Source organism: Sphingopyxis sp. J-6, from assembly GCF_046603995.1.
Taxonomy (GTDB): Bacteria; Pseudomonadota; Alphaproteobacteria; order Sphingomonadales; family Sphingomonadaceae; genus Sphingopyxis.
In genome coordinates this window covers 271,622-295,044 of sequence record NZ_CP145810.1, presented here as the reverse complement: position 1 = coordinate 295,044, position 23,423 = coordinate 271,622, and the positions used below count along the sequence as shown (strand labels likewise).

The 23,423-nt window shown below is 64.8% G+C and carries 27 protein-coding genes; 11 read left to right on the top strand and 16 right to left on the bottom strand.

Annotated features, from left to right (window positions below; translation table 11 throughout):
* Positions 1-16 precede the first annotated feature (16 nt).
* The 3 genes from purL to V6U71_RS01560 all read left to right on the top strand — a co-directional run bounded on the left by purL (position 17) and on the right by V6U71_RS01560 (position 3,524).
* Entirely contained in the window at positions 17-2,272 is a 2,256-nt protein-coding gene (purL, locus tag V6U71_RS01570) for a phosphoribosylformylglycinamidine synthase subunit PurL (protein WP_411340682.1), read from the top strand.
* A gap of 110 nt (positions 2,273-2,382) precedes the next feature.
* Complete coding sequence (locus V6U71_RS01565; protein WP_411340681.1) at positions 2,383-3,117, top strand: DUF72 domain-containing protein; 735 nt, start codon at positions 2,383-2,385, stop codon at positions 3,115-3,117.
* Positions 3,114-3,524: a hypothetical protein gene (locus tag V6U71_RS01560; RefSeq protein WP_411340680.1), complete on the top strand. Its 411-nt coding sequence runs from the start codon at positions 3,114-3,116 to the stop codon at positions 3,522-3,524. Before V6U71_RS01565 ends, V6U71_RS01560 begins: the two co-directional genes overlap by 4 nt.
* Positions 3,525-3,587: 63 nt before the next feature.
* On the opposite strand, the gene V6U71_RS01555 is transcribed toward V6U71_RS01560, so the two are convergent.
* Complete coding sequence (locus V6U71_RS01555; protein ID WP_411340679.1) at positions 3,588-4,367, bottom strand: Coq4 family protein; 780 nt, start codon at positions 4,365-4,367, stop codon at positions 3,588-3,590.
* Between the two features lie 131 nt (positions 4,368-4,498).
* On the opposite strand from V6U71_RS01555, the gene V6U71_RS01550 reads away from it, so the two are divergent.
* On the top strand, positions 4,499-5,749 hold the full coding sequence (locus V6U71_RS01550) for a DUF418 domain-containing protein (protein WP_411340678.1): 1,251 nt from the start codon (positions 4,499-4,501) through the stop codon (positions 5,747-5,749).
* On the opposite strand, the gene V6U71_RS01545 is transcribed toward V6U71_RS01550, so the two are convergent.
* The 6 genes from V6U71_RS01545 to panB form a co-directional block, all read right to left on the bottom strand.
* Positions 5,743-6,147 (bottom strand): Hpt domain-containing protein, encoded by a 405-nt coding sequence (locus tag V6U71_RS01545; protein ID WP_411340677.1) that lies wholly within the window; start codon positions 6,145-6,147, stop codon positions 5,743-5,745. The two genes, V6U71_RS01550 and V6U71_RS01545, sit on opposite strands and share 7 nt — an antisense overlap.
* 116 nt (positions 6,148-6,263) lie before the next feature.
* Entirely contained in the window at positions 6,264-6,491 is a 228-nt protein-coding gene (locus tag V6U71_RS01540; protein WP_411340676.1) for a sulfurtransferase TusA family protein, read from the bottom strand.
* Positions 6,481-7,869, bottom strand: a complete 1,389-nt coding sequence (gene der / locus V6U71_RS01535; RefSeq protein ID WP_411340675.1) for a ribosome biogenesis GTPase Der — start codon at positions 7,867-7,869, stop codon at positions 6,481-6,483. The genes V6U71_RS01540 and der overlap by 11 nt, the downstream gene beginning before the upstream one ends.
* 47 nt (positions 7,870-7,916) lie before the next feature.
* On the bottom strand, positions 7,917-9,251 hold the full coding sequence (locus tag V6U71_RS01530) for a PQQ-binding-like beta-propeller repeat protein (RefSeq protein WP_054724308.1): 1,335 nt from the start codon (positions 9,249-9,251) through the stop codon (positions 7,917-7,919).
* 1 nt (position 9,252) lies between these two features.
* Positions 9,253-10,071, bottom strand: coding sequence for a hypothetical protein (locus V6U71_RS01525; protein ID WP_411340674.1), 819 nt, complete (start codon positions 10,069-10,071; stop codon positions 9,253-9,255).
* A gap of 111 nt (positions 10,072-10,182) precedes the next feature.
* Positions 10,183-11,046 carry a 3-methyl-2-oxobutanoate hydroxymethyltransferase gene (gene panB, locus V6U71_RS01520; protein WP_054586593.1) on the bottom strand — a complete coding sequence of 288 codons (864 nt, stop codon included), beginning with the start codon at positions 11,044-11,046 and terminating at the stop codon, positions 10,183-10,185.
* Between the two features lie 128 nt (positions 11,047-11,174).
* Here panB and V6U71_RS01515 point away from each other — a divergent pair, with 128 nt between their 5' ends.
* The 3 genes from V6U71_RS01515 (at position 11,175) to V6U71_RS01505 (ending at position 12,300) form a co-directional block, all read left to right on the top strand.
* A complete protein-coding gene (locus V6U71_RS01515) occupies positions 11,175-11,594 on the top strand; it encodes a hypothetical protein (RefSeq protein WP_411340673.1) in 420 nt (139 codons plus the stop codon).
* Between the two features lie 66 nt (positions 11,595-11,660).
* Complete coding sequence (locus V6U71_RS01510; RefSeq protein ID WP_411340672.1) at positions 11,661-12,086, top strand: DUF2178 domain-containing protein; 426 nt, start codon at positions 11,661-11,663, stop codon at positions 12,084-12,086.
* Positions 12,079-12,300 carry a helix-turn-helix transcriptional regulator gene (locus tag V6U71_RS01505; protein ID WP_054724302.1) on the top strand — a complete coding sequence of 74 codons (222 nt, stop codon included), beginning with the start codon at positions 12,079-12,081 and terminating at the stop codon, positions 12,298-12,300. The genes V6U71_RS01510 and V6U71_RS01505 overlap by 8 nt, the downstream gene beginning before the upstream one ends.
* 67 nt (positions 12,301-12,367) lie before the next feature.
* Here the strand turns inward: V6U71_RS01505 and V6U71_RS01500 are convergent, their stop codons facing one another.
* From V6U71_RS01500 to V6U71_RS01485, 4 genes are read right to left on the bottom strand one after another with little or no spacing between them, the layout of a single operon-like run.
* Entirely contained in the window at positions 12,368-13,303 is a 936-nt protein-coding gene (locus tag V6U71_RS01500; RefSeq protein WP_411340671.1) for an aldo/keto reductase, read from the bottom strand.
* Entirely contained in the window at positions 13,300-14,376 is a 1,077-nt protein-coding gene (locus V6U71_RS01495; protein ID WP_411340670.1) for a glycerophosphodiester phosphodiesterase, read from the bottom strand. Before V6U71_RS01495 ends, V6U71_RS01500 begins: the two co-directional genes overlap by 4 nt.
* Entirely contained in the window at positions 14,373-14,723 is a 351-nt protein-coding gene (locus V6U71_RS01490) for an ArsC family reductase (protein ID WP_411340669.1), read from the bottom strand. Before V6U71_RS01490 ends, V6U71_RS01495 begins: the two co-directional genes overlap by 4 nt.
* Before the next feature lie 4 nt (positions 14,724-14,727).
* Complete coding sequence (locus V6U71_RS01485; protein WP_411340668.1) at positions 14,728-15,405, bottom strand: Crp/Fnr family transcriptional regulator; 678 nt, start codon at positions 15,403-15,405, stop codon at positions 14,728-14,730.
* Between the two features lie 263 nt (positions 15,406-15,668).
* On the opposite strand from V6U71_RS01485, the gene V6U71_RS01480 reads away from it, so the two are divergent.
* A complete protein-coding gene (locus V6U71_RS01480) occupies positions 15,669-17,042 on the top strand; it encodes a class II 3-deoxy-7-phosphoheptulonate synthase (RefSeq protein ID WP_411340667.1) in 1,374 nt (457 codons plus the stop codon).
* 65 nt (positions 17,043-17,107) lie between these two features.
* Here the strand turns inward: V6U71_RS01480 and V6U71_RS01475 are convergent, their stop codons facing one another.
* On the bottom strand, positions 17,108-18,604 hold the full coding sequence (locus V6U71_RS01475) for a M28 family peptidase (RefSeq protein WP_411340666.1): 1,497 nt from the start codon (positions 18,602-18,604) through the stop codon (positions 17,108-17,110).
* 70 nt (positions 18,605-18,674) lie between these two features.
* On the bottom strand, positions 18,675-19,484 hold the full coding sequence (locus tag V6U71_RS01470) for an HpcH/HpaI aldolase/citrate lyase family protein (protein ID WP_411340664.1): 810 nt from the start codon (positions 19,482-19,484) through the stop codon (positions 18,675-18,677).
* Positions 19,485-19,567: 83 nt separating this feature from the next.
* Between V6U71_RS01470 and V6U71_RS01465 the strand changes: the two genes are divergently transcribed.
* Positions 19,568-20,479 (top strand): SPFH domain-containing protein, encoded by a 912-nt coding sequence (locus V6U71_RS01465; protein ID WP_054586585.1) that lies wholly within the window; start codon positions 19,568-19,570, stop codon positions 20,477-20,479.
* A 1-nt stretch (position 20,480) separates the two neighbouring features.
* Positions 20,481-20,927, top strand: a complete 447-nt coding sequence (locus V6U71_RS01460; RefSeq protein WP_411340663.1) for an NfeD family protein — start codon at positions 20,481-20,483, stop codon at positions 20,925-20,927.
* Here V6U71_RS01460 and V6U71_RS01455 read toward each other — a convergent pair.
* Positions 20,924-21,454 carry a GNAT family N-acetyltransferase gene (locus V6U71_RS01455; protein WP_411340662.1) on the bottom strand — a complete coding sequence of 177 codons (531 nt, stop codon included), beginning with the start codon at positions 21,452-21,454 and terminating at the stop codon, positions 20,924-20,926. The genes V6U71_RS01460 and V6U71_RS01455 overlap by 4 nt on opposite strands.
* A gap of 31 nt (positions 21,455-21,485) precedes the next feature.
* On the bottom strand, positions 21,486-22,034 hold the full coding sequence (locus V6U71_RS01450; protein WP_411340660.1) for a hypothetical protein: 549 nt from the start codon (positions 22,032-22,034) through the stop codon (positions 21,486-21,488).
* Between the two features lie 101 nt (positions 22,035-22,135).
* On the opposite strand from V6U71_RS01450, the gene V6U71_RS01445 reads away from it, so the two are divergent.
* On the top strand, positions 22,136-22,525 hold the full coding sequence (locus V6U71_RS01445) for a hypothetical protein (RefSeq protein WP_411340659.1): 390 nt from the start codon (positions 22,136-22,138) through the stop codon (positions 22,523-22,525).
* On the opposite strand, the gene V6U71_RS01440 is transcribed toward V6U71_RS01445, so the two are convergent.
* Positions 22,526-23,416, bottom strand: a complete 891-nt coding sequence (locus V6U71_RS01440; RefSeq protein WP_411340658.1) for a metal-dependent hydrolase — start codon at positions 23,414-23,416, stop codon at positions 22,526-22,528.
* Between the last annotated feature and the right edge of the window lie 7 nt (positions 23,417-23,423).

Here is a 23,423-nt window from a genome sequence, read left to right as displayed (position 1 = left end):
TCGCTAAAGGCGCGCCATGACTCAGACCGCAACCGCGCCCGCCTCCGTCATCACCCCCGAGATCGTCGCCGAACACGGCCTGTCTCCGGAAGAATATGAGCGCGTCCTGCACGCGCTCGGGCGCGAGCCGAACCTCGTCGAGCTCGGCATCTTCTCGGTCATGTGGTCCGAACATTGCAGCTATAAAAGCTCGCGCCTCCACCTCAAGAAGCTCCCCACCGAGGCGCCTTGGGTGATCTGCGGTCCCGGCGAGAATGCCGGCGTCATCGACATCGGCGAAGGCCCGGATGGCAAGAAGCTCGCCGCGATCTTCAAGATGGAGAGCCACAACCACCCGTCGTACATCGAGCCCTATCAGGGCGCGGCGACCGGCGTCGGCGGCATTTTACGCGACGTCTTCACCATGGGCGCACGCCCGGTCGCGAACCTCAACGCGCTGCGCTTCGGCCGCCCCGACCATCCGAAGATGAAGCATCTCATCTCGGGCGTCGTCCACGGCATCGGCGGCTACGGCAATTGCGTCGGCGTGCCGACGGTCGGCGGCGAGGTCAATTTCCACAAGGCCTATGACGGCAATATCCTCGTCAACGCGATGACCGTCGGCGTCGCCGAGCAGGACAAGATCTTCTATTCGGCCGCCAGCGGCGTCGGCAATCCGATCGTCTATGTCGGATCGAAAACGGGCCGCGACGGCATCCACGGCGCGACCATGGCGAGCGCCGATTTCGGCGAGGATGCCGAGGAAAAGCGCCCGACGGTGCAGGTCGGCGACCCCTTCACCGAAAAATTGCTGATCGAGGCGTGCCTCGAACTGATGGCGTCGGACGCGATCGTCGCGATCCAGGACATGGGCGCCGCGGGCCTCACCAGCTCGTCGGTCGAGATGGCGTCGAAGGGCGGCGTCGGCCTCCACCTCAAGATGGACGACGTGCCGCAGCGCGAAACCGGCATGACGGCATATGAAATGATGCTGTCGGAATCGCAGGAACGCATGTTGATGGTCCTGAAGCCCGGCAAGGAAGAGTTTGCGAAAGCGATCTTCCACAAATGGGAACTCGACTTCGCGGTCATCGGCACCGTCACCGACACCGGCCGCATGGTGCTCGAACATCATGGCGAGATCGTCTGCGACATCCCGCTCGCCCCGCTCGCCGACGATGCCCCGCTCTACGACCGCCCACATGTCCCGACCCCGAAGCAGGCCGAGCTGACCAACCTCCCCGAAACCAAGGACGTCGCCGCCGACCTCAAGACGCTGATGGGCACCCCCGACATCGCCAGCCGCCGCTGGATCTGGGAGCAGTATGACAGCCAGGTCGGCGCCGACACGGTCCAGACCGGCGGCGACGCCGCGCTCGTCCGCATCCACGGCACCAACCGCGCGCTCGCCATGTCGACCGACTGCACCCCACGCTATTGCTACGCCGACCCCGTTGAGGGCGGCAAGCAGGCGGTCGCCGAAACCTGGCGCAACATCAGCGCGGTCGGTGCCACCCCGCTCGCGATCACCAACTGCCTCAACTTCGCCAACCCGCAGCGCCCCGAAATCATGGGGCAGATCGTGGGCGCCCTCGACGGCATGGCACAGGCGTGCCGCGCGCTCGACTATCCGATCGTCTCGGGCAATGTCAGTCTGTACAATGAATCCAAGGCGACCGGCGGCGGCAGCGCGATCCTGCCGACCCCGGCGATCGGCGGCGTCGGCGTGATCGAGGATCTGAACCACGCCGTCGGCATCGGCTTCAAGCGCACCGGCGACATCGTGCTCGCGGTCGGCGAACGCGCCGGCCACCTCGGCCAGTCGGTGTGGCTGCGCGAAATTTTGGGCCGCGAGGAAGGCCCGCCGCCGTCCGTCGATCTGCGCGCCGAAAAGCGCACCGGCGACTTCATCCGCGGCGCGATCAACGCCGGCTGGATCACCGCCTGCCACGACGTCTCCGACGGCGGTATCGCGGTAACGCTCGCCGAAATGGCCCTGAAGTCGAACATCGGCGTGCTGGTCAGCGAAGAACAGCCGTTCGGCGTGGCCGAAAGCTTCTTCGGCGAGGATCAGGGCCTCTATCTCGTCACCGTCTGCGACACCTGCCTCGCCGACTTCCTCGACGCTGCAGGCCGCGCCGACGTGCCGGTCGATCCGGTCGGCCGCACGATCAAGGACCGCATCGTCTTCGAACTCGAAGGCAGCGACCATCAGGTGACGCTCGCCGAACTTCGCGAAGCGCATGAAGGCTTCTTCCCGAACTTGATGGGCGCCGACGCGGCCTTAGCTTAACTTCGTCATTGCGAGCGTAGCGAAGCAATCCAGAGCGGTGTACGCATGCTCTGGATTGCTTCGCTACGCTCGCAATGACGAGGAGCTATTTGCACGGAGGTGAGAGGTCCATGAGCATCCATGTCGGAATCGGCGGCTGGACCTTCGAACCGTGGCGCGGTCCCTTCTACCCCGCCGGCCTCGCGCAAAAGCGCGAGCTCGAATATGCGGGACAGCATCTAACCGGGATCGAGATCAACGGCACCTACTATGGCAGCCAGAAGCCCGAGAGCTTCGCCAATTGGGCAGCCTCGGTCCCCGACGGCTTCAAGTTCAGCGTCAAGGCGTCACGTTTCACGACCAACCGCAAGGTGCTGGCCGAAGGCGCCGCCTCGATCGAGAAATTCCTGACGCAGGGGCTCACCCGGCTCGGCGACCGGCTGGGCCCGATCCACTGGCAGTTCATGGCGACCAAGAAGTTCGACCGCGACGATTTCGCGGGCTTCCTAGACCTGCTTCCCGACACGCAGGACGGCCTGCCGCTGCGCCATGCGATCGAGGTCCGCCACGAAAGCTTTCGCGATCAGGCCTTCATCGACATGCTGCGCGAACGCAACATGGCGGTCGTCTATGCCGACAGCGACGAATTTCCCTGTATCGACGAACAGACCGCCGACTTCACCTACGCCCGGCTGCAACGGTCGCAGGAGGATGTCGAGACCGGCTACGATGCCAAAGCGCTCGACACATGGGCCAGCCAGGCGAAGGATTGGGCGAAGGGCGACCGCGACGTCTTCCTCTTCTTCATCGCCGGCGCGAAAGTGCGCAACCCGGCCGCCGCGCAGGCGCTGATCGCGCGGCTATGACCGCGGGCTATTCGGGCACCCCGCTCATAAAGAAGCTGTCGCTGAAAGACGGCATGCGGGCGTGGTTCCACGCGATGCCGGAGAGCGTACGCACCGAAGTCGGTGAAGTCATTCTCGATGAACGCCCCGCACCCGAACCGGGATTGCAGGTCGCGCATATCTTTACGACCGACCGCACCGAACTCGAACGCCTGCTGGCCGATTTGCGCACGCTGATCGACCCCGCCGGTTTCCTCTGGGTCAGTTGGCCCAAAAAGGCATCGAAGGTTCCGACCGACATCACCGAGGACGTCATTCGCGAAATCTGTCTGCCCATGGGATGGGTCGATGTGAAAGTCTGTGCGATCGACGCGACCTGGTCCGGCCTCAAATTGATGATCCGGAAAGAGCTGCGCCGAATAAGGTGAACCCCGGCGAAAGCCGGGGCCCATGCAACTGTGAAACGGACCCCGGCCTTGGCCGGGGAACAATCAAGCCATCGCGGCCTCTGCCGCGAGGAAGTTGTACGGATCGATCCCGCGGCTGCGGTACGCCCGGTGCGCTTCCTTGTAGAGCGTCGGTTCCCCGATCCCCAACCGCGCCCGTGCCGCTTCGAGCGGTTCGGCGAGCAGCGCGCGGATGTCCTGCTCGATGATCGCCTTCGACGCCTTGCCGTGACGCTGGCCCTGACGGATCGCGCCCATCACCGGGGCATCGCTCTTGATGCTGCGTTTCACCTCGTAACCACCCGCATAGGCGATGAAGGCATTGCCGTAATTGCCCGTCTGACCATAGGTGAATCCGAGCACGCACTGTTCGCCGAGCGCATCGCGGCCATAGCCGGTCAGGATGTGGAACAGGTCGTGCGTATCGCGCAGGCGGTTCGCATACCATTGGAGCTGGTCGTCGAACTTCGGGCGCCCCATCTTGTCGCTTTCGGCGACGAGCCCGGCGGCCGAAAGGCCTTCGCGGCGCATGAAGGTCACATAGGCATGGCCGACGCTCCCCTCGGGCAGTTCGTCGATCCAGGCATGATCGTCGAGCAGGTCGGGCAGATAGGGCTCGCTGGCGATCAGCCGCTTGCCGAGATCGCTTTCGACAAAGGCGCGAGCGTCGTCGAGGAAACCCTTGCGCGGCAGGTTCTCGAAGATGTGGAAGACCTGTTCGGTGTCTTCCTTGTCCTTGATGAGCTTGCGGAAGTGCCCCAGCGCCTTGAACGGACGAAATTTGGCGGGCTGGCGATCGGGATGGGAGAAGATGGTCGGCGTCATGGTCGCTCTCGTTCGAATCAGTTGATGCTGCCCATCTAGCATTACTGACAGTGATGTCAATAGTGATTTGCAGCATCGGCTGCGGGAGCGTGCTTGACTGTTATATATTAATAATACAGTGAGCGGGAGCGATGCGCGAAGATCAGGAAATTGCACCGACCCGGCTCGTCACCCTCGACGCGTTACGCGGCTTTGCGGTGATGGGAATCCTCGCGATGAACATCGTCGCCTTCGCGATGCCCGAAATGGCCTATGTCTCGCCCAAGGCCTATGGCGGCGAAACGCCCGCCGACATTGCGGCGTGGCTGTTCGGATTCATCCTCGTCGACGGCAAGATGCGCGGGCTGTTCTCGATCCTGTTCGGCGCCAGCATGCTCCTGATCGTCGACCGCGCCGAAGCTACCGGACAGGACGCCGGCGCCGTTCATTACCGGCGCATGGTCTGGCTCGCGATCTTCGGCCTCTGCCATTATTTCTTCCTCTGGTGGGGCGACATCCTGTTTCTCTACGCCGCCGTCGGCTGCGTCGCCTTTGGCTTTCGCCATTGGGAAGCGCGCCGGCTGATCAAATGGGCGATCGGGCTGTTCACGCTGGGGACGTTGCTGACGTCGCTCCTCTTCGGTGGCCAGCTCGCGCTCGCCAGCTTTGCGGACGATCCCGCGTCGCCCTTTGCGGCGGCGGGAAGCGAACTGCGCGACGATTATGACGAGATCGACGATGAGGTGATCGAGGAATTGGCGCTTTATCGCGGCCCCTACCTGCCGATGCTGGAGAAACGGCTGGACAGTGCCGCCAATCCCTTCGTCGGGGTGCTGATATCGATGCTCGAAACGCTGCCGCTGATGATGCTCGGCATGGCGCTGTTCCGGAACGGCTTCCTGACCGGCCGCTGGGCGCCGGGCGATTACCGGCGGGTCGTGTGGAGGTGGTTGCCGCCGGGGCTGCTGCTCACCATCGCCATTGCCTGGCTCCAATGGCGGGCGGGCTTCGACTATATTGTCGGGGTAAATGCCTTCATGGCGTGGGCGGGACCGGGACGGCTGATGATGACCGTCGCCTATGCCGCGCTCCTCCTGCTCCTGATCCGGCACGCGCACGCCAGCGCATGGCTTGCCCGCGTCGCGGCGGCGGGCCGCGCCGCCTTCTCCAACTATCTCGGCACCAGCATCGCGATGACGACTTTGTTCTACGGCTATGGTCTTGGATTGTTCGGCGACGTCGGGCGCTGGCCGCTTTATCTGGTCTGCATCGGTGCGTGGGGCCTCATGCTGCTTTGGTCGAAGCCGTGGCTCGACCGCTTCCATTATGGCCCACTCGAATGGCTATGGCGCAGCCTTGCGCGTGGAAAATGGCAGCCGATGCGGCGCTCGCCAACTCAGTAACCGGCGGCGCGTCCAAAACCCGGCACGCGACGCTGGACGAGCGGATTGGCCTCGCGCTCGAGTGCGGCAAGCGTTTCCTCGAACAGCGGACGCAGCGTCACGACGCGCGGCAGATATTCTTCGGGGCTGATCTGGCTTTCGAGGCAATGGCGCGCAAAAATTTCGATATCTTCGGACAGCGCGCCCAGCCTTTCGGCGCCGAACTGCCGCGCTTCGCTTTTCAGCGTGTGCGCCGGCATGACGAGTCCGCGTGCATCGCGGGCGCGCATCGCATCCTCGATCGCCGCGACCGACTTGATGCCGTCTTCCCGAAAATAGCCGAGAATCCGCACGAACGCGGCCCCCAGCTGGGTACGCGTGGCGCGAAATTCATCCCAATCGACCAGGATTTCGTCCACTGCTTTCGTTCCTTGGCAATTATTTGGTCCGTGGTCCCGGACATCCCATGCGCCAAGGCCGGTAAAAAAGAGGTTACGCCGACGCCCCGCAGCGACGAATGCCGCCTCCATTGGGATCAGTCGCGACGGACGCGCCATTGCTCCGCATCGGTCGAACCGGTTTCGGGGCTCCAGCGCCAGCCCTGCTCGGCAGCAAGCGCCGCAACTTCGCGGCCCGCCTGCGGATCGTCGGCGATCAGCAGCACCTCGGCCGCCGTACGCATCGCCCGTGCCAGCCGCAAGGCCGGCCACGGGCAACGCATGCCGCGCGCATCGACGATCACCGCCGCCGTGTCACTCGTCATACGGATTGCGCGAATTGCGGAAATTGAGCCGGACGGGCACGCCCTGAAAACCCAGCTCCTTGCGCATACCGTTCACCAGATAGCGCTCATAGCTGCCGGGCAGCGCATCGGTGCGGGTCCCGAAGACGACGAAGGTTGGCGGCCGCGTCCGCGCCTGCGTGATGTAGCGGAGCTTGATCCGCTTGCCGCCCGGCGCCGGCGGCGGATTGCTCTCGACCGCACCTTCGAACCATCGATTGAGCCGCGCGGTCGAAACGCGATTGGTCCAGATCGCGCGCTGTTCGAAAGCGACGCGGACGAGCGTATCGATCCCCTTGCCCGTCGCCCCCGAAATGCTGAGCACAGGCACGCCCTTGACCTGCGACAGGCCGTCGTCGAGCGCACCCCGCACCCCGTTGAACAGCGACGAAGGATCTTCGGCGATATCCCATTTGTTGAGCGCGACGATCAGCGCCCGGCCTTCCTGCAGCACCTTGTCGGCGATGCGCAGGTCCTGCGCCTCCAGCCCCTTGGTGGCATCGAGCAGCAGCACGACGACCTCGGCGAAGTCGACTGCGTGGAGCGCGTCGGCGACCGACAGTTTCTCGAGCTTGTCGACCACCTTCGCACGCTTGCGCATCCCTGCGGTGTCGAACAACTGGATTTCGTGAACCTCGCCGTCCTGTTCCCACTGCCAGTCGACGCGGATCGAATCGCGCGTAATCCCCGCCTCGGGCCCGGTGATCAGCCGGTCTTCGCCGATCATGCGGTTGATCAGCGTCGACTTGCCGGCGTTCGGACGGCCGACAATGGCGAGCTTCATCGGACCAAGCGGCGCATCCTCATCCTCTTCGCCTTCCGTCAGCGGCGGCAGGGCTTCCGCTTCGGCCGCATCATAGGCCTCGACGATCGGACGCAGCGCGTCGAACAGGTCGACGACGCCTTCGCCATGCTCGGCGCTCAGCGCGATCGGATTGTCGAAGCCGAGCGAATAGCTTTCCATGAGGCCGTTTTCGCCCTGCTTCCCCTCAGCCTTGTTGACCAGCAGGATGATCGGCGTGTCCTCGCTGCGCAGCCAGCGGGCAATTTCCTCGTCGAGCGGGGTGACCCCGGCGCGGCCGTCGATCATGAACAGCGCGGCATCGGCCTCACGCACCGCCTTTTCGGTCTGCACGCGCATCCGCCCGGGCAGTGTCGCGGCGTCATAATCCTCGAAACCCGCGGTATCGACGATCGTGAACTTCAGGCCCAACAGTTCGCCGTCGCCCTCGCGCCGGTCGCGCGTCACCCCCGGCTGGTCGTCGACGAGCGCAAGGCGCTTGCCGACCAGCCGATTGAACAGCGTCGATTTGCCCACATTGGGGCGGCCCACAATGGCGATCGTCGCGAATCGCGACATTTGCTTATCCTATCATTCGCCGGAACCGCCTGCGCGCTTCCGCCCTGTTACCGCCAGGCGGTGATCCGCCCGTCGTCCGCCAAGATGTACAGCATGTTGTTCGCGACCACCGGCGACTGCGACAGCGGCGACTTGAAATCGGTCGTTGCGAGCGTCGACCCGTCGGTCGGCGAAAATTCGACGAGCTGTCCTTCGCTGTTCACCGCGAGCAGACGGCCACCCGCGAGGACCGGACCGGTCCAGCGGATCGGGTCCTTCTTCTTCTTTTCGGTCTCGACACGGAAGCGCGCGAGTTGCTGCAGCCAGCGCACCTTGCCGGTCCCGCGCGCAACGCACAGCAGCTTGCCGTCGTCGGTCATCGCATAGACCCACTCGCCGACCACATACGGCGTCGAAATGCCGGCGATCGAGATTTCCCACGTGCGCTGGCCGGTCACGAGCTCATAGCTCGCCATGCGTCCACCCTGGCCCAGCGCGAAAACGCGCCCGCGGTCGACGACCGGATCGGCGTCGACGTCCGAGAGGGTCGACACCGACAGCGCCATCGATGTGCGCGCCAGCGCATCTTCCCACAGATCGCGCCCGTTCTCGTAGCGATAGGCCTGCACCTCGCCCGACGAGAAGCCGGCGACGATGGTCCCCTGCCCCGCCGCGGGCGAGCCCGCGCCGAAGATGCTGCCGGCTTCGAGCGACGCCGTCGCCTGCCACTGCACCGCGCCATTGGCCGCGTTCAGGGCGAAAATCTGATTGTCCTGGCTGATCACATAGACGCCGCCGAAGGCAATAGTCGGAGCACCGCGCAGCGGGCCTGCTGGTTTGACCTTCCAGATCACCGAACCGTCGGCGACGTTGAGCGCCGCGACATCGCCAGCCCCGCTCGTCGCGTAAACGACATTGCCATCGACGCCGGCGCCGCCGCCGAACAGCGAATCCTTGTAATCCTTGCCGGTGCTGCCGATCGCCGTCCGCCACAGCGGCGCGCCCGTGTCGGCCGACAGTGCCGTGACCACCGCATCCGTATCGACAACGAACAGGCGATTGTCGGCGATTACCGGCGACGAGGCGAGGCGCTGCTTCTTGTTGCTGCCGGCGATGCTCGCCTGCCAGACTTGGCTACGCGTCGCGCCGAGCGCGGGATGCCCCATCGATTTAGAGGCATTGCCGCCCGACTGGCTCCAGTTGGCATTGACGGCGGGTTCGGGCAGGACGACGGCGATGGCCGCGGTTGCATCGTCGACCTTGACGCTGTTGTCGTTCGACAGGATCGACACGCGATCGCCGACGGTCGGCGTCTTCGGGCCACCGTCACCCTTGAACACGCCGCAACCGGCGAGCGGCAACGCGAACAGCGCCGCGCAAAGTACATACTGCCTCTTCAGCATATTATCTGGCTTCCTCAGTGTTTCCGGCGGCCGCTGCCTTCGGCGCGGCGCCTTTCTGGTCCCCGGCGGCGGCCTGCGCCGCATTCTTTTCGACCCCGGCGGCTTCCGCCGCCCCTTTCTTCTCGGCGGCGACGCTGTCTGCCGCCCGGTCGGCGACTGCATCGACCCCCAGCATGCCCGCCATCTGGACGCTCCGCGATTGCAGCGTCTTGGTGGCGTCGGGCAGCTTGGCGATACGTCCGTAAAGCGCGCCGGCCTGATCATATTGCCCGAGCTGGTAATGCGCGATGGCCGAAAGTTCGGCCGCGCTCGCGAACCAGCTCGACGCCGGGTCCTTGGCATCGACCATCGGCTTCATCCGTGCGATCACCGTTTCGGGTTTCAGCGTGTCGAATTCGAACGCGGTCTGGCGGATCAGCGCGAGATCGCGCAGCGTCTTGTCGACGCTGGTGTCGGCCGCAACCTTCGCCATCAGCGCAGCAGCGCCCTTGAGATCGCCCTTGCCGGCTTGCATGTTCGACTGCTGCATCATGGCGGCGGCGCGATAGGCCGACGCCTTACCGGCTTCGAGCTGCTTGAGGTCCTTCGTTCCTGCCTCAGCCTTGTCGAGCGCGCCGAGGAGGACTTCGGCATTTTCACCGCGTGCGACGTCCTGCCGGTGCGACCAGTAGAGATAGCCGCCGAATGCCAGCAGGCCGGCGAGCACCGCGCCGATGATCCAGCGGCCATAGCGCTGCATGATCGTATCGAGCCGGTCCTTGCGGACGGCTTCGTCGACTTCCTGTAACAGCGCGGCGTCGTTCGTCGGGCTCAGGGCCAATCAAACCTCCATAAACTCTGTTCGTGGCCCCGGGCCGGTCGCTTCCTTTAGCGACGACGCCGAAAAAGGCCAAGCGAAACGCTTGGCCCGCCGGGACGGCGCTGCCGGGCTTCAACCGGCGTAAATCTGATCGTCTGTCGGGAATGAACGGGACCTGACCTCGTCGGCATAATCCTTGACCGCGCCGTTGACGACGCTCGCCATGTCGCCGAAGCGCTTCACGAACTTCGGGACGCGTTCGAACATGCCCAGCATGTCGTCGGTCACCAGCACCTGGCCGTCGCATTGGGCCGACGCGCCGATGCCGATCGTCGGACAGGCGACCTTCTCGGTAATCTCGATCGCGATCGATTCGAGCACGCCCTCGATAACGATCGAAAAGGCGCCGGCCTGGGCAACTGCGACCGCGTCCTCGACGATCGAGCGCGCTTCTTCCTCGCTCTTGCCGCGCACGCCATAGCCGCCAAGGATATTGACCGCCTGCGGCGTCAGACCGACATGCCCCATCACCGGAATCCCGCGCTGGGTCAGAAATTCGATCGTCGGCGCCAGCACCTTGCCGCCCTCGACCTTCACCGCCGCGGCGCCGGTTTCCTTGAGCAGCCGCGCGGCATTGTCGAACGCCTGCTGCGGGCTGCCTTCATAACTGCCGAACGGCATGTCGACGATCACCGCGGCATGATAGCTGCCGCGGACGACCGCCGCGCCGTGCAGCGCCATCATATCCATCGTCACCCCGACCGTGTGCGGCAGGCCATAGATCACCTGCGCCAGCGAATCGCCAACGAGCAGCATGTCGCAATGCGGATCGAGCAACTGCGCCATGCGGACGGTATAGGCCGTCAGCATGACGATCGGCTCGCCGCCCTTGCGCTGGCGGATGCGCGGCACGGTAAGCCGCTTCATCGGCTGCGGCGTCGGATTGGCGCGGCTCGTCGAGGTGTCGAGGGTGAGCGTTTTGGGGAGCGTAGACATGGGGCGGGGGCTTAGCCCTTTGCCCGTCCCAGCGAAAGACAGAACTCCGCCAATGTCAATTTTCCTTGACTCTATGTATGTTATTTTTAACATTAAGTCATACAGAGCGAACATCAGGAGATTCGCAGATGGTATTTCGTGAAAAGATCGACTGGCTGACCATGACGGTGATCGCCCTTGCTTTCGGCTGGTACGCCATTGTCTTTCCCTGGGGGCTGCGCGGTGTCCCCGCGCTTGCGGCGCAAGGGGGACTGCTGCTCGTCGTGCTCGTCGCGATGTCGTTGGTCCTGACCGTCGCGGCAATCCTGTTGGCGCTCCACCGCCCGCGCGATGCGAACGCCGCCGCCGACGAACGCGACCGGGAGATTACCCGCCAGGCGGCGACACGCGCCTATTATGTGCTGATAATCGGGGCCAGCTGCTGCTTTGCGTTGGGTTATTGGATCGGAGATCTCGCCGTGGTCCTCAACGGGCTGCTCGGATCGATCGTCGCCGCCGAACTCGTGCGCCTCGCGAGCCAGCTTCATCTCTATCGCCGGGGCTATTGAACCGTGCCTCCCGCCATCCTCGCATCCCCACGACAGCTTGCCGACGCCGATACCGGAGATACGTCCATGAACTTCCGTGAAAAAACCGCCTGGCTGAACGTCATCGCCATGTTTGCCGCCTACAGCGTCTATTTCGGGTTTCTCCTCTCGGGGCATCCCGCCGGGCGCGAGGTGTTTCCGATGCTGTGGCTGTTCGGATCGATCGCCGTGGCGCATGCGGTAATCGTCATCGTCGGCACCATCATCCTGTCGGCGCGTGCACCCAAGTCCGAACGCGTGCGCGCCGACGAGCGCGACCGCGCCATCCGTCGCCGCGGCGCCACCATGGCCTATTACGTCCTCCTGGTGGGAATGATGGTCGTCGGCGTTTATTTGCCCTTCGTCGAGAGCGGGGTGCCGCTGGCGAACACCGGCCTGTTCGCGATCGTCGTTGCCGAACTGGTAAACAGCTTTGTCGTGCTCATGAGCTACCGGAGGGGCTGGCATGGCTAGCCTTCCCTTCACCAACGACATTCGCACCTTGCGCTTTCTTGCCGGCGAAATGACGCAGGGCGAGCTTGGCGACCGGGTCGGGGTGACACGCCAGACGATCGCGGCGATCGAGCAAGGCAAATATTCGCCGTCGCTCGAGGTCGCCTTCCGTATCGCCCGCTGCTTCGACAAGCCGCTCGAAGCCGTTTTCCAGTGGAGCGAAGGTACGAATTGAGACCGCGCGGCCGCGCCGGCCCGGCATCAGGCTCTCCCCGGGGCAGATGCCGGGCCGATATGCCGTCCTAGGCTCCAGCCGCCGTCAGCGCCGCGAGTTGGTCGCCCGTCAGAACCAGATTTTCGCTGGCGAGGATATCATCGAGTTGTGCGACCGATGTCGCGCTCGCAATCGGCGCCGTGACGCCAGGCTGCGCCGCGACCCACGCCAGCGCGATCTGCGACAGGCTCGCGCCGGTTTCGGCGGCAATCCGGTCCAGCACCGCGAGCACCGCCGGCCCGTTGCCGTCCAGATAGGCTTTCGCTCGCGCCCCGCGCGGGCTTTTTCCGAGATCGTCGGCGCTGCGATATTTGCCCGACAGATAGCCCGAAGCGAGGCTGAAATAGGTGACGACGCCCAGCCTCTCTTCGATGCACAGCCGCTGCAACGCGCCTTCATACTGGTCGCGGTCGAGCAGGTTGAGTTCGGGCTGCATCGCGGTGAAGCGCGGCAGTCCCTTGGTGTCGGCGAGACGCAGCGCTTCGGCAAGCCGTTCGGCCGAATAGTTGGACGCACCGATCGCGCGCACCGTGCCCGCATCGACCAGTTCGCCGAACGCACCGAGCACCTCGTCGAGCGGCACGTCGGGGTCGTCCTTGTGCGCGAAGTAAAGGTCGATGACGTCGGTGCCGAGCCGGTCGAGCGAACCCTGCACCGCCTTGCGGATGCTGTCCGGCTGCAGCCCGCCCGGCATCATCCCCACCTTCGTCGCGATCAACACACTGTCGCGAGCGCCGCTTTCCTTGAGCCAGGCGCCCATCATCGTTTCGGACTCGCCGCCCTTGTGCCCCGGCACCCATGCCGAATAAACGTCGGCGGTATCGATCATGCCGCCGCCGCGTTCGACGAAGCGGTCGAGGATCGCGAAACTCGCCGCCCGATCGGCGGTCATCCCGAAGACGTTGCCGCCAAGGACGAAAGGCCGGATCGACAGGCCGCTCCGGCCCAGCGCGCGTTCGGTCATCGTACAGATCCTTTCTTCACCGCGACGACGGCCTCGCGCGGATTGTCGCTGAACAATCCGTCGATGCCTGACGCCAGATAGGTCTCGATCTCGGCCGCGAGATCGCCGTGTCCGGCCGGATTGATCCCGCCCTTGTCGGCGAGCGGCAGGAAATAATTTTCGCGGCGAAAGGTCCACGGATGGACCTTGAGCCCAGCAGCATGGGCATCGCGGACCAGCGACGTCGGCTCGCCCAGCGTTCCGAGCGCGCCGCGCGGGATCACCATCGCCTTGTTCGGGCCGATACCATCGGCATAAACGGCAACGGCCTCAAGTCCCGCAGGCGTTGCCATGGCGGCATAGGTCAGCGCGGAATTGTCGGCAGGGCCGCCCTCGCCATCCATCAACTGGATCAACGGCAGGTCGCTTCTGGCGCGCAACGCCTTGAGGTTCCCGGTCTCGAAGCTTTGGATAAAGACGTGGGCGTCGGGCCCGTGGTAACCATATCGGTCGAGCAGCGCGAGCAAGGGCGCCTCGTGCGGAAGTCCGATCGACACGAAATAGCTTGGGTGCTTGGTTTCGGGATACACGCCGACAGGCTTGGCGCGACCCTTATTCACCTCGGCAAGAAGCGTCAGGATTTCCTCGAAGGTCGGGATCTCATATTGGCCGTCATATGCGGTGCTGCGCAATTTCGGCAGCCGCTCGCGCGCTCGGAGCGTTTTCAGTTCGGCGAGCGTGAAATCCTCGGTGAACCACCCGGTCACCGCCTGCCCATCGATCGTCTTCGTTGTTTTCCGCCCCGCATATGCGGGACGATCGGCGACATCGGTCGTCTCCGAAATCTCGTTCTCATGCCGCGCGACGAGCACGCCGTCCCTGGTAAGCACCAGATCGGGTTCGATATAGTCGGCGCCCAATTCGATCGCGAGCCGGTAGCTCGCCAGCGTATGTTCGGGACGCTCGCCCGAAGCCCCGCGATGCGCGATGACGATCGGCGATCGGCCGTCGAGGGTCGGCTGCGCGGTCACGGCATCAGCGCTGCAACCGGCGGACAACAAAGCCGCCAGCAGTGCCGCGAGCCTGCGTGTCATGCCGCAAAGCGCGCCTGCCAGTCATCGGCCGCAAAACCGACCGAAACCTCGCTCCCAGCCTCGACCACCGGGCGGCGAATCATCGCAGGCTGCTCGAGCATCAACGCCTTGGCCTTTGCCGCATCGAGCCCGTCCTTTTGCGCATCGGGAAGCTTGCGGAAGGTCGTGCCGCTCCGGTTGAGCAGCTTTTCCCAGCCAAGCGCGTCGATCCAGCCTTGCAAAAGGCCGGGATCGAGTCCGTCCTTGCGAAAGTCGTGGAACCGGTGCGCGACACCATGCTCGTCGAGCCAGCGCCGCGCTTTTTTCACCGTATCGCAGTTCGGGATACCATAGAGAATCAGCGTCATGCCATCAGGATAGCGGCGGCATGTCGGCAATGCGAGCATTCGCATTCGCCAGCTTGCCGCGCAGCGCGCGCGCAAAGCCTTCGTGAAGGGCGCCGGCGATATCGGGATTAGCGGCAAGGAACGCGCGCAGCGCCGCCGCAGGCACGAACCACAGCCGCGAATTGGTCGCGAGTGATACCGTGCCTGTCGCATGGGCACCGTCGAGCACCGTCGCTTCGCCGATCAAGGTCCCCCCGGAGACGGTGCCGACCTCGATCCCGTCACGCTGGATCAGCGCCTCGCCCTCGGCGAGATAGAACAGGCTCGGCGCCGCCTGGTTCTCGCGGATCAGGACTTCGCCGCGGCGCGCCGAAATCCAGTGGCCCTGATCGATGAGGCGGCGGGCGGTCGTCGGACTCAACCCCTCGAAATGCTGGCGGCGGAGCGACTGCTCCTCGGTCGAAAAGCGGATCGCGGCATCGCTAAGCCAGACACGCGCCGCCATGCCGAGATTGACGATCAGGATAACCAGCAAAAACGCCGCATAACCCATGCCCCCGGGGCTGAAGACGGCAACCGGCATCGCAAGCAGGGCCGCGGCAGCCAACCCGAGGCGAAAATGATCGAGGCGTGCGACAAAAGAGGCCGCAAGCAGCAGCAGCAACGCCCCATAACCGAACAGAGCCGGATTGAAATTCGCCATAACCAAGTCGTTTCGCGTCGCGGTCCCGCAGCTGGGACACTTAGGTATATAACGTTACCGATTACCAAACGCCTTGGGGCGCGCTCCCGGCTACACCCTCCCGAAGCATCGCAAACTACCAGTTTTCGCAGGTGAAGAAAAGCAGGGGGTGCGCAAATCGTACCGCGATGCTAATTTCCGGTTCCTTGCTTCCAGGGTGCATTCGCGCCATGGCGGCGCCCGAGTCGATTTTTGGTGCTCGGAAACACAGAAGACACGGGACGATGACGCAACAATGGCAGCCGCATAGCTGGCGCTCGCACGAAGCTCGCCAGCTTCCGACCTACTCCGATGACGCGGCGCTTGCGGCCGCCGAACGTGAGCTTGCGGGTTATCCGCCGCTCGTCTTTGCCGGCGAGGCGCGCGACCTGACGACCGAACTCGGCCGCGTCGCCGAGGGCAAGGCCTTCCTGTTGCAGGGTGGCGACTGCGCCGAAAGCTTTGCGGAATTCCATCCCAACAATATCCGCGACACCTTCCGCGTCCTGCTCCAGATGGCGGTCGTCCTGACCTTTGCATCGAAGATGCCCGTGGTGAAGCTCGGCCGCATGGCGGGCCAGTTCGCCAAGCCACGCTCGGCCGACATGGAAGATGTCGATGGCGTTTCGCTGCCGAGCTATCGCGGCGACATCATCAACGACATCGCGTTCGAAGCCGAAGGCCGCGAGCCCGATCCGCAACGCATGGTCAAGGCCTATAACCAGTCGGCGGCGACGCTGAACCTGCTGCGCGCGTTCGCGAACGGCGGCTATGCCAATCTGCACCAGGTCAACGCCTGGACGCACGACTTCATGGACCGCAGCCCGTGGGCGAAGAAATATCAGGAGACCGCGGCGCGCATTTCCGAAGCGCTCGCCTTCATGGAAGCCTGCGGCGTGACCCCCGACACGGTCCCGCAGATCAAGGGCACCAGCTTCTACACCAGCCATGAGGCGTTGCTGCTCCCCTATGAGCAGGCGCTGACGCGGCAGGACAGCCTGACCGGCGGCTGGTACGACACGTCGGGCCACATGCTCTGGGTCGGCGACCGCACCCGCTTCGAAGGCTCGGCCCACATCGAATATCTGCGCGGCATCGGCAATCCGGTCGGCATGAAGTGCGGCCCCAGCCTTGAGGCCGACGTGCTGCTGCGCCTGCTCGACACGCTCAATCCGAACCATGTTGCCGGACGCATGACGCTGATCACGCGTTACGGTCACGACAAGATCGAGGCGCATCTGCCCAAGCTGGTGCGCGCGGTGAAGGAATCGGGCCACCCGGTCGTCTGGTCATGCGACCCGATGCACGGCAATGTCATCAAGACGCCCAACGGCTACAAGACGCGCCCGTTCGAGCGCATCCTCGCCGAAGTGCGCGGCTTCTTCGCCGTGCACCGCGCCGAGGGCACCCATGGCGGCGGCATCCATATCGAGATGACCGGCCAGAATGTGACCGAATGCACCGGCGGCGCGATGGACGTGACCCAGATGGATCTCGCCGACCGCTATCATACGCATTGCGACCCCCGCCTCAACGCCGGGCAGAGCCTCGAACTCGCATTCCTGCTGGCCGAGATGCTCAATCAGGAAATGGCCGATCGGGCAAAGCAGGCGGCGTAAAGCGCGTCCGATAGAATAACGTGGCCCCCGCCTTCGCGGGGGCCACGTTTATTATGCTGCGAAGATTACTTCCCCGGCCACCGCTTGGTATCGGCAAACGCCCGCCCCAGCGCGACATGCAGATCGGCGTCCTCCGCCGCCCCGCCGAGCGGGATCTTATCGGAGAAATTGTCGCTTGCCTGATGATAGTCGCTGCCGAGGAAGGCTTCGAGCAGCGGCATGTCCGAAAAGCTGCCGCCGACCATCAGCGAGGTGACACCCTTGGCGCCGAGCGCCCAGCCGTCCTGCCGCTGGATAAAGGCATCGGCCTCGCCGTCGTCGTCGAGCTTGCGTCCCAGCTTCGTCGCGACGTCGCGCACCACCGCATCATAGGCCGGCTGGCCGCGGCCGATCGTCGCCACCGGCGTGCCGCGCGGCGAGATGGCGATGGTGTCGACGTTGAGCGCGACGGTGATGTCGGCCAGCGGCAGGGCGGGATGATCGGCGAAATAATGGGCGCCGAGCAGTCCCTTCTCTTCCGCCGTCGTCGCGAGGAAATAGATGTCCCGATCGGCACGCTGTCCGGTAGCGAGGCGCTTCGCCGTCTCGATCAAAACCGCGATACCGCTCGCATTGTCGACCGCGCCGTTGCAGATGCGGTCGGTCGCATCGTCGGGGCGGCAGATACCCAGATGGTCCCAATGCCCGAGGAACAGCACCGCCTTGCCGTCGGGTTTGGCGCCCGGCAGCTTCGCGATGACATTGTGGCTGTCATAGGCACGGATGGTCGAAGTCGCCGCAAGGTCGGCAGTGACCGGCAGGGCCAGCCCGCGATAATCCTTCGACTTCGCGGCTTCGCGCACCGCCGCGCCATCCTGTCCCGCCCCGGCAAGCAGCGCATCGGCCGCCTCCGCCGACAGGAAGCCAGTGATCTGCGGCCCCGCCTTGGCACTCGCGAGGCGCGTCGACTTTTCCCCCACCGCCTCGCGGAGCTGTTCCCACGGCAGCGCATCGGTGGCGATCACCAGCACGCCGGCCGCGCCGGCATCGGCCAGCATCTGCCGCCGTTCGCGATAGCGCGGCAGCTTGTCGCCAAAGGGCGCATTGTCGAACAGCATGATCGCGAGCTTGCCGGCAACATCGGCATTGACCTTGCCCGCGCCGTCGATGCCATAGCCGACGAACACCGCCGGCAGGCCCGCCAGCGACACCGAAGGCTCGCGGCCGGTCAGGACGATCCCGTCGTCCGCCAGCGCGAAATCGCGACCACCGACCTTGAATTTGGCAGAGCTGCCCGTCGACTGGCTTTCGATCAGCGGCACCGGTTGCAACCAGGGTGTGGCGCTCCCCGGGACGGCTTCGAGCCCCGCCTTGGCCCATTCGCCGACGATATAGGCGATGGTGCGATCCTCGCCCTCGGTTCCCGGCGCGCGCCCTTCGAACGCATCGCTCGCCAGCACCTTGATATGTTCGGCGAGCTGAGCCTCCGTAACGGGCGCATCGGCGGCCAAAACCGCAACCGGGCTGGCAGAAGCAACGAGAGCGAGAGCCGTCAATCCGGCGCGAAACGTCATTTTGTGCATGACGCGGCGCATCGCATTTTCGCCTTGGGCAGGCAAGGCGCGTTCGTCGAACGACGAACGGTGCGCGAATTCAGCCCCCGGCGCGTTCGAGCAGCGCGCGCGCCGCGGCGACGTGCATATCCTCGATCATCCGCCCGTCGTGGCGCTGCGCGCCGCCGATTGCCGCGGCGACGAGCGCTTCGGCGGCGGCGATCTCGCGCGGCGACGGCGCGAAGGCCCTGTTGCACGGATCGACCTGCAACGGGTGGATCAGCGTCTTCCCGTCGAACCCGAGCCGGCGTCCCTCACCCGCTTCGGCGGCGAAGCCCGCAGCATCGTCGATCGCGTTGTAAACGCCGTCGAAGCACCAGCAACCGCCCGCGCGCGCGGCAAGGACGATTGCCTGGATCGCATGGCTCATCGCGCCGCGGTCCATGCCGTCGGGCAGCCTGAGTTCGTGCGCAAGGTCGTTGAGCCCCGCGATCAATCCGCGCACATCGCGGTCGGCGGCGATATCCCGCGCGGCATAGATAGCGACCGGGGTCTCGATCATGGCAAAGATCGGCAAACCGAGCGCACGCAAAGGATCGAGATCGGCTGGCGCGTCGACCTTTGGCAGCACCACTGCATCGAGCGCCAGCCCGGCCAACGCAGCGATATCGGCGGCCTGCTCCGCGCTGCCCGTACCGTTGACGCGCACCGCGACGCGTTTTCCCGGAAAGCCCGCAGACACTGCCGCCCGCATCGCTTCGCGCGCAGCATCCTTTCGGTCGGCGGGCACCGCATCCTCAAGGTCGATGATCAGCATGTCGGCTGCCAAACCCTGCGCCTTTTCGAGCGCGCGGGCGTTCGAGCCGGGAACATAGAGGAGCGAGCGGGGGGCATATTCGATTGGGGTCATGCGCTTTTCTGTGGCGCAACCCCGCCATTGCCGCAATAAGGAAGCGGGTTTGCAAAGTCGCAATTTTGCAGAGGGGACGATCGATGGAATTCGCACTCGCACTGGTGGTTCTGGCGCTGGTGTTTCTGGTCTGGGCGCTGACGCCGGTGCGGCAGGGCTATGCCTATACGATCGAACGTTTCGGCCGCTACACGCACACCGCGCAGCCCGGGCTCAACTTCATCATGCCGATCTTCGACCGCGTCGGGCGCAAGGTGAACATGATGGAACAGGTGCTCGACATTCCGGGCCAGGAAATCATCACCAAGGACAATGCGATGGTCGCGGTCGACGGCGTCGTCTTCTTTCAGGTGCTCGATGCCGCGCGCGCCGCTTATGAGGTCAGCGACCTCTATCTCGCGATCATGAACCTGACGACGACCAACCTGCGCACCGTCATGGGGTCGATGGATCTCGACGAAACCCTGTCGAAGCGCGACGAGATCAACACCCGCCTGCTCCATGTCGTCGACGATGCGACGACGCCGTGGGGGGTCAAGATCACCCGCGTCGAGATCAAGGACATTCGCCCGCCCGCCGACATTTCGAACGCCATGGCACGCCAGATGAAGGCCGAGCGCGAAAAGCGCGCCAACATCCTCGAAGCAGAAGGCATGCGCGCCTCCGAAATCCTGCGCGCCGAGGGCGAGAAGCAGGGCCAGATCCTGCAGGCCGAGGGTCGCCGCGAGGCCGCCTTCCGCGACGCCGAGGCGCGCGAGCGCGAGGCCGAAGCCGAAGCGAAAGCGACGCAGATGGTGTCGGACGCAATCGCCGGGGGCAATGCGCAGGCAATCAACTATTTCATCGCGCAGAAATATGTCGAGGCGGTGAGCCAGTTCGCGACCAGCCCTAATGCCAAGACGATCCTGTTCCCCGTCGAGGCAACGCAGCTGATCGGCACGTTGGGCGGCATCGGCGAACTCGCAAAGGACGCGCTCGAACGCAAGGGAGCCTGACATGCCCGACTTCATCGCCGATATGGACCCGCATTGGGTTTGGCTCTCGGTCGGCGTACTGCTGGTCGCCGCCGAAATCGTCGCGCCTGGCTTCTTCCTGATCTGGATCGGTGCCGCCGCGATCGTCACCGGGGTTCTCGCTTGGGTGCTCCCGCTCAGCATACCGGTTCAGCTCGGTATCTTCGCCGTACTGGCGATCGTCGCGCTTTATGGCGGCCGCCGCTGGCTGAAGGCGAACCCGATCACCACCACCGATCCGCACCTCAACCAGCGCGGCGGGCGGCTGGTCGGCGAAGTGCTGACGGTGACCAAAGCGATCGAGGACGGGCGCGGCCGCGCCAAGGTCGGCGACGGCGAATGGCCGGTGCGCGGTCCCGACGTCGCCGAAGGCGCCAAGGTCCGCGTCATCAGCGCCGACGGCGGCGTACTGGTGGTCGAGGCGGCCTAACCGCCCTTCGGACGGCTATAGATGGCAACGACATGGCCCAGCGCATCGCTTTCGCCGATGCGCTTGAACCCCAGCTTTGCCGATACGCGTTCCGACGCCGCGTTGCCCGGATCGATGATGCAGCGTATTTCGCGCGCGTCGAGGTTCGCGTCGGCCCAGCCCAGCGCCGCGCTCATCGCCTCGGTGGCATAGCCGGCGCCCCAGTGATCGGCATCGAACGCCCAGCCGGCTTCGGGCACGCCTTCGAGTTCGGGAATGCCGCGACAGAAATAGCTTAAGCCCCCCATGCCGACCAGCGCGTCGCTTTCCTTGTCGGCGAATACCCAATAGCCGAAACCCATCACCGGCCAAAGGCCGGCTGAGCTCAGAAACTTACCCCAGCTAATGTCGGGCGCACGCGGTTCGCCGCCAATGAAGCGGGTGACGCGCGCATCGGCCCACATCGCGATATGGACATCCTTGTCGGCCAACCGGCCTGCCCGCAGGCGCAAGCGTTCGGTTTCGATGACGGGCGGGGCAGTAATCATGACCCGGGCATGCCCAAGCCGGCTCCGCCGGTCAATCGGCGATCAGGAAATGGTCGAACAGGTCGTGAAGCAGCGCCTTGCCGTCGATCGCGGGCTTCGCGCGCAGGACGACGAGCGTATCGGCCTCCCCGACGATCTCGGCATGGCCAAGCACGACATGATAGTGCGGCCGGTTACCGAAGTCGTGAAACAGCAGCGCGCAGTCGGGTTTGCAGTGGATGAGACTCTGGAGCAGGCAGGCAACGCGAAAACGGCCGTCGACAAGGACGACATCAGGGCTTCCCGTCATGCTCCGCCAGACCCCGGCGTGATAGCGCGGCCAGTCGCGCAGGCGCGCCTCCTCCAGCGGATAACCCCATTCGCCGACAGCACCGATGTCTGCGTGGAAGGGCGTAAAATCGCATGCCGCCAGCGCGGGCTCTGCGGCGACCTTCGCCAGCCAGGCAGGATCGCTGTCGACGCTGACGATCCGCGGCACGTACCGCGCCGCCGTCACCGTGCTGCCGCCAGAGCCGAATTCGAGCAGCGACGCCTTGCCCGCCAGTTGCGCTTCGAATAGCGCGATCTCGGACGCGGACATATGCGGCTGCATCGGCTTCCTCTCGCGCAATGGATATGGGAGGCGGCATCGCACGTCCACCCCGGATGGCGGATCGCGGCCGTTCCGGCTAAAAGCCCGCCATGCCCGACACGCCCTGGCCGCAGCGCCTGCTCGCCCTTCCCTTCCTGATCCTCGGCGGCTGGTGCCTTGCCGCGCCGCACATGGTCGAACGGCTGACGATCAATCCGGATTACCAGCATCTGAGCGTGACGAGCGCACTGCTGATCGGCTGCTTCGGCGCGCAGGCGGTGCTCGGCGGATTGTTCATCGCCTTCAGCAGGTGGACGAAACGGACGTTCGCCGTCTACGGCGCCGCGCTGCTGCCCTTTTTCTGGTTCAACTATTATTTCGTGTTCGTCGTCCCGGTAATGAACCGGTGGATGGCGCTCGACCTCGTGTCGAACCTGTTCATGCTCGGCCTGTGCCTCTGGGGCTATCGCACCGCCCCCAAAGCACTGGCTCCCGCCTGATCAGGCGGCGGCGGCCGCGAGTTCGGGCTTCGACGCCTGCGCCGGCATCACCGCGTCGGCATAATCGCTTTCATATTTACCGATCAGCGCGCGGTCGTCGTGGTTCCACGGATGGAAGCCCGGCATGAAATAGGCGAGCCAGGGCAGGAAACTGCGGCGGAGAATTCCCGGCTTGCCGAGCAGATACCACCAGATACGCGCCGTGATGCGCCAGCCGGTCAGCCCGTCCTGTCTCAAGAGCGCCTTCATACCCTTCACGCGCTTCGGCCAGAAGCGCGTCGTGACCAGAACCATCATCAGCGATTTGGCCTTCCACCGCCGCCAGCGGCTCCAGTCCTTCGTCGCGTGGAGCCAAGTGTCATAGGCGACACCCTTATGCTCGATCTCCTCGATCGCGTGCCATTTCCACAGCATTCCCCATTCAGTCTCGGCGCCCTCGTACATCGTGGGGTCCTTGAGCATGATCGCGGCCATCATGGCGGTATAATGTTCGAGCGCGATCGTCGCCATCAGGTTGACGATCGGCGGGCGCGTCCGGATCATCTCCATGATATGGTCGACGTCGGCTTCGAGTTCCGACAGGTCGTAACCCGCCTCCGCCGCCTTGCGATTGAAGACGACATGCTCGCGGCTGTGGATCACTTCCTGCTGGGTAAAGGCCCGGATCTCACGGGCGAGTTTCTCGTCGACGCCATCGCGATGCGCCTTCACCGCTTCGATGAACATCGCTTCGCCCTTCGGAAAGGTCACCGACAGCGCGGTGTGAAACGCCGACGCGATCGGATCGCCGTTCAGCCACCAGCGGCCCTGCTTCTGGTCGCGCCCGAAGCGCACATCGCGCGGGGTGATGGCAAGATCGGCGGGGGTGGGAGAGTGAGAAAGGCTGGACATATGGGTC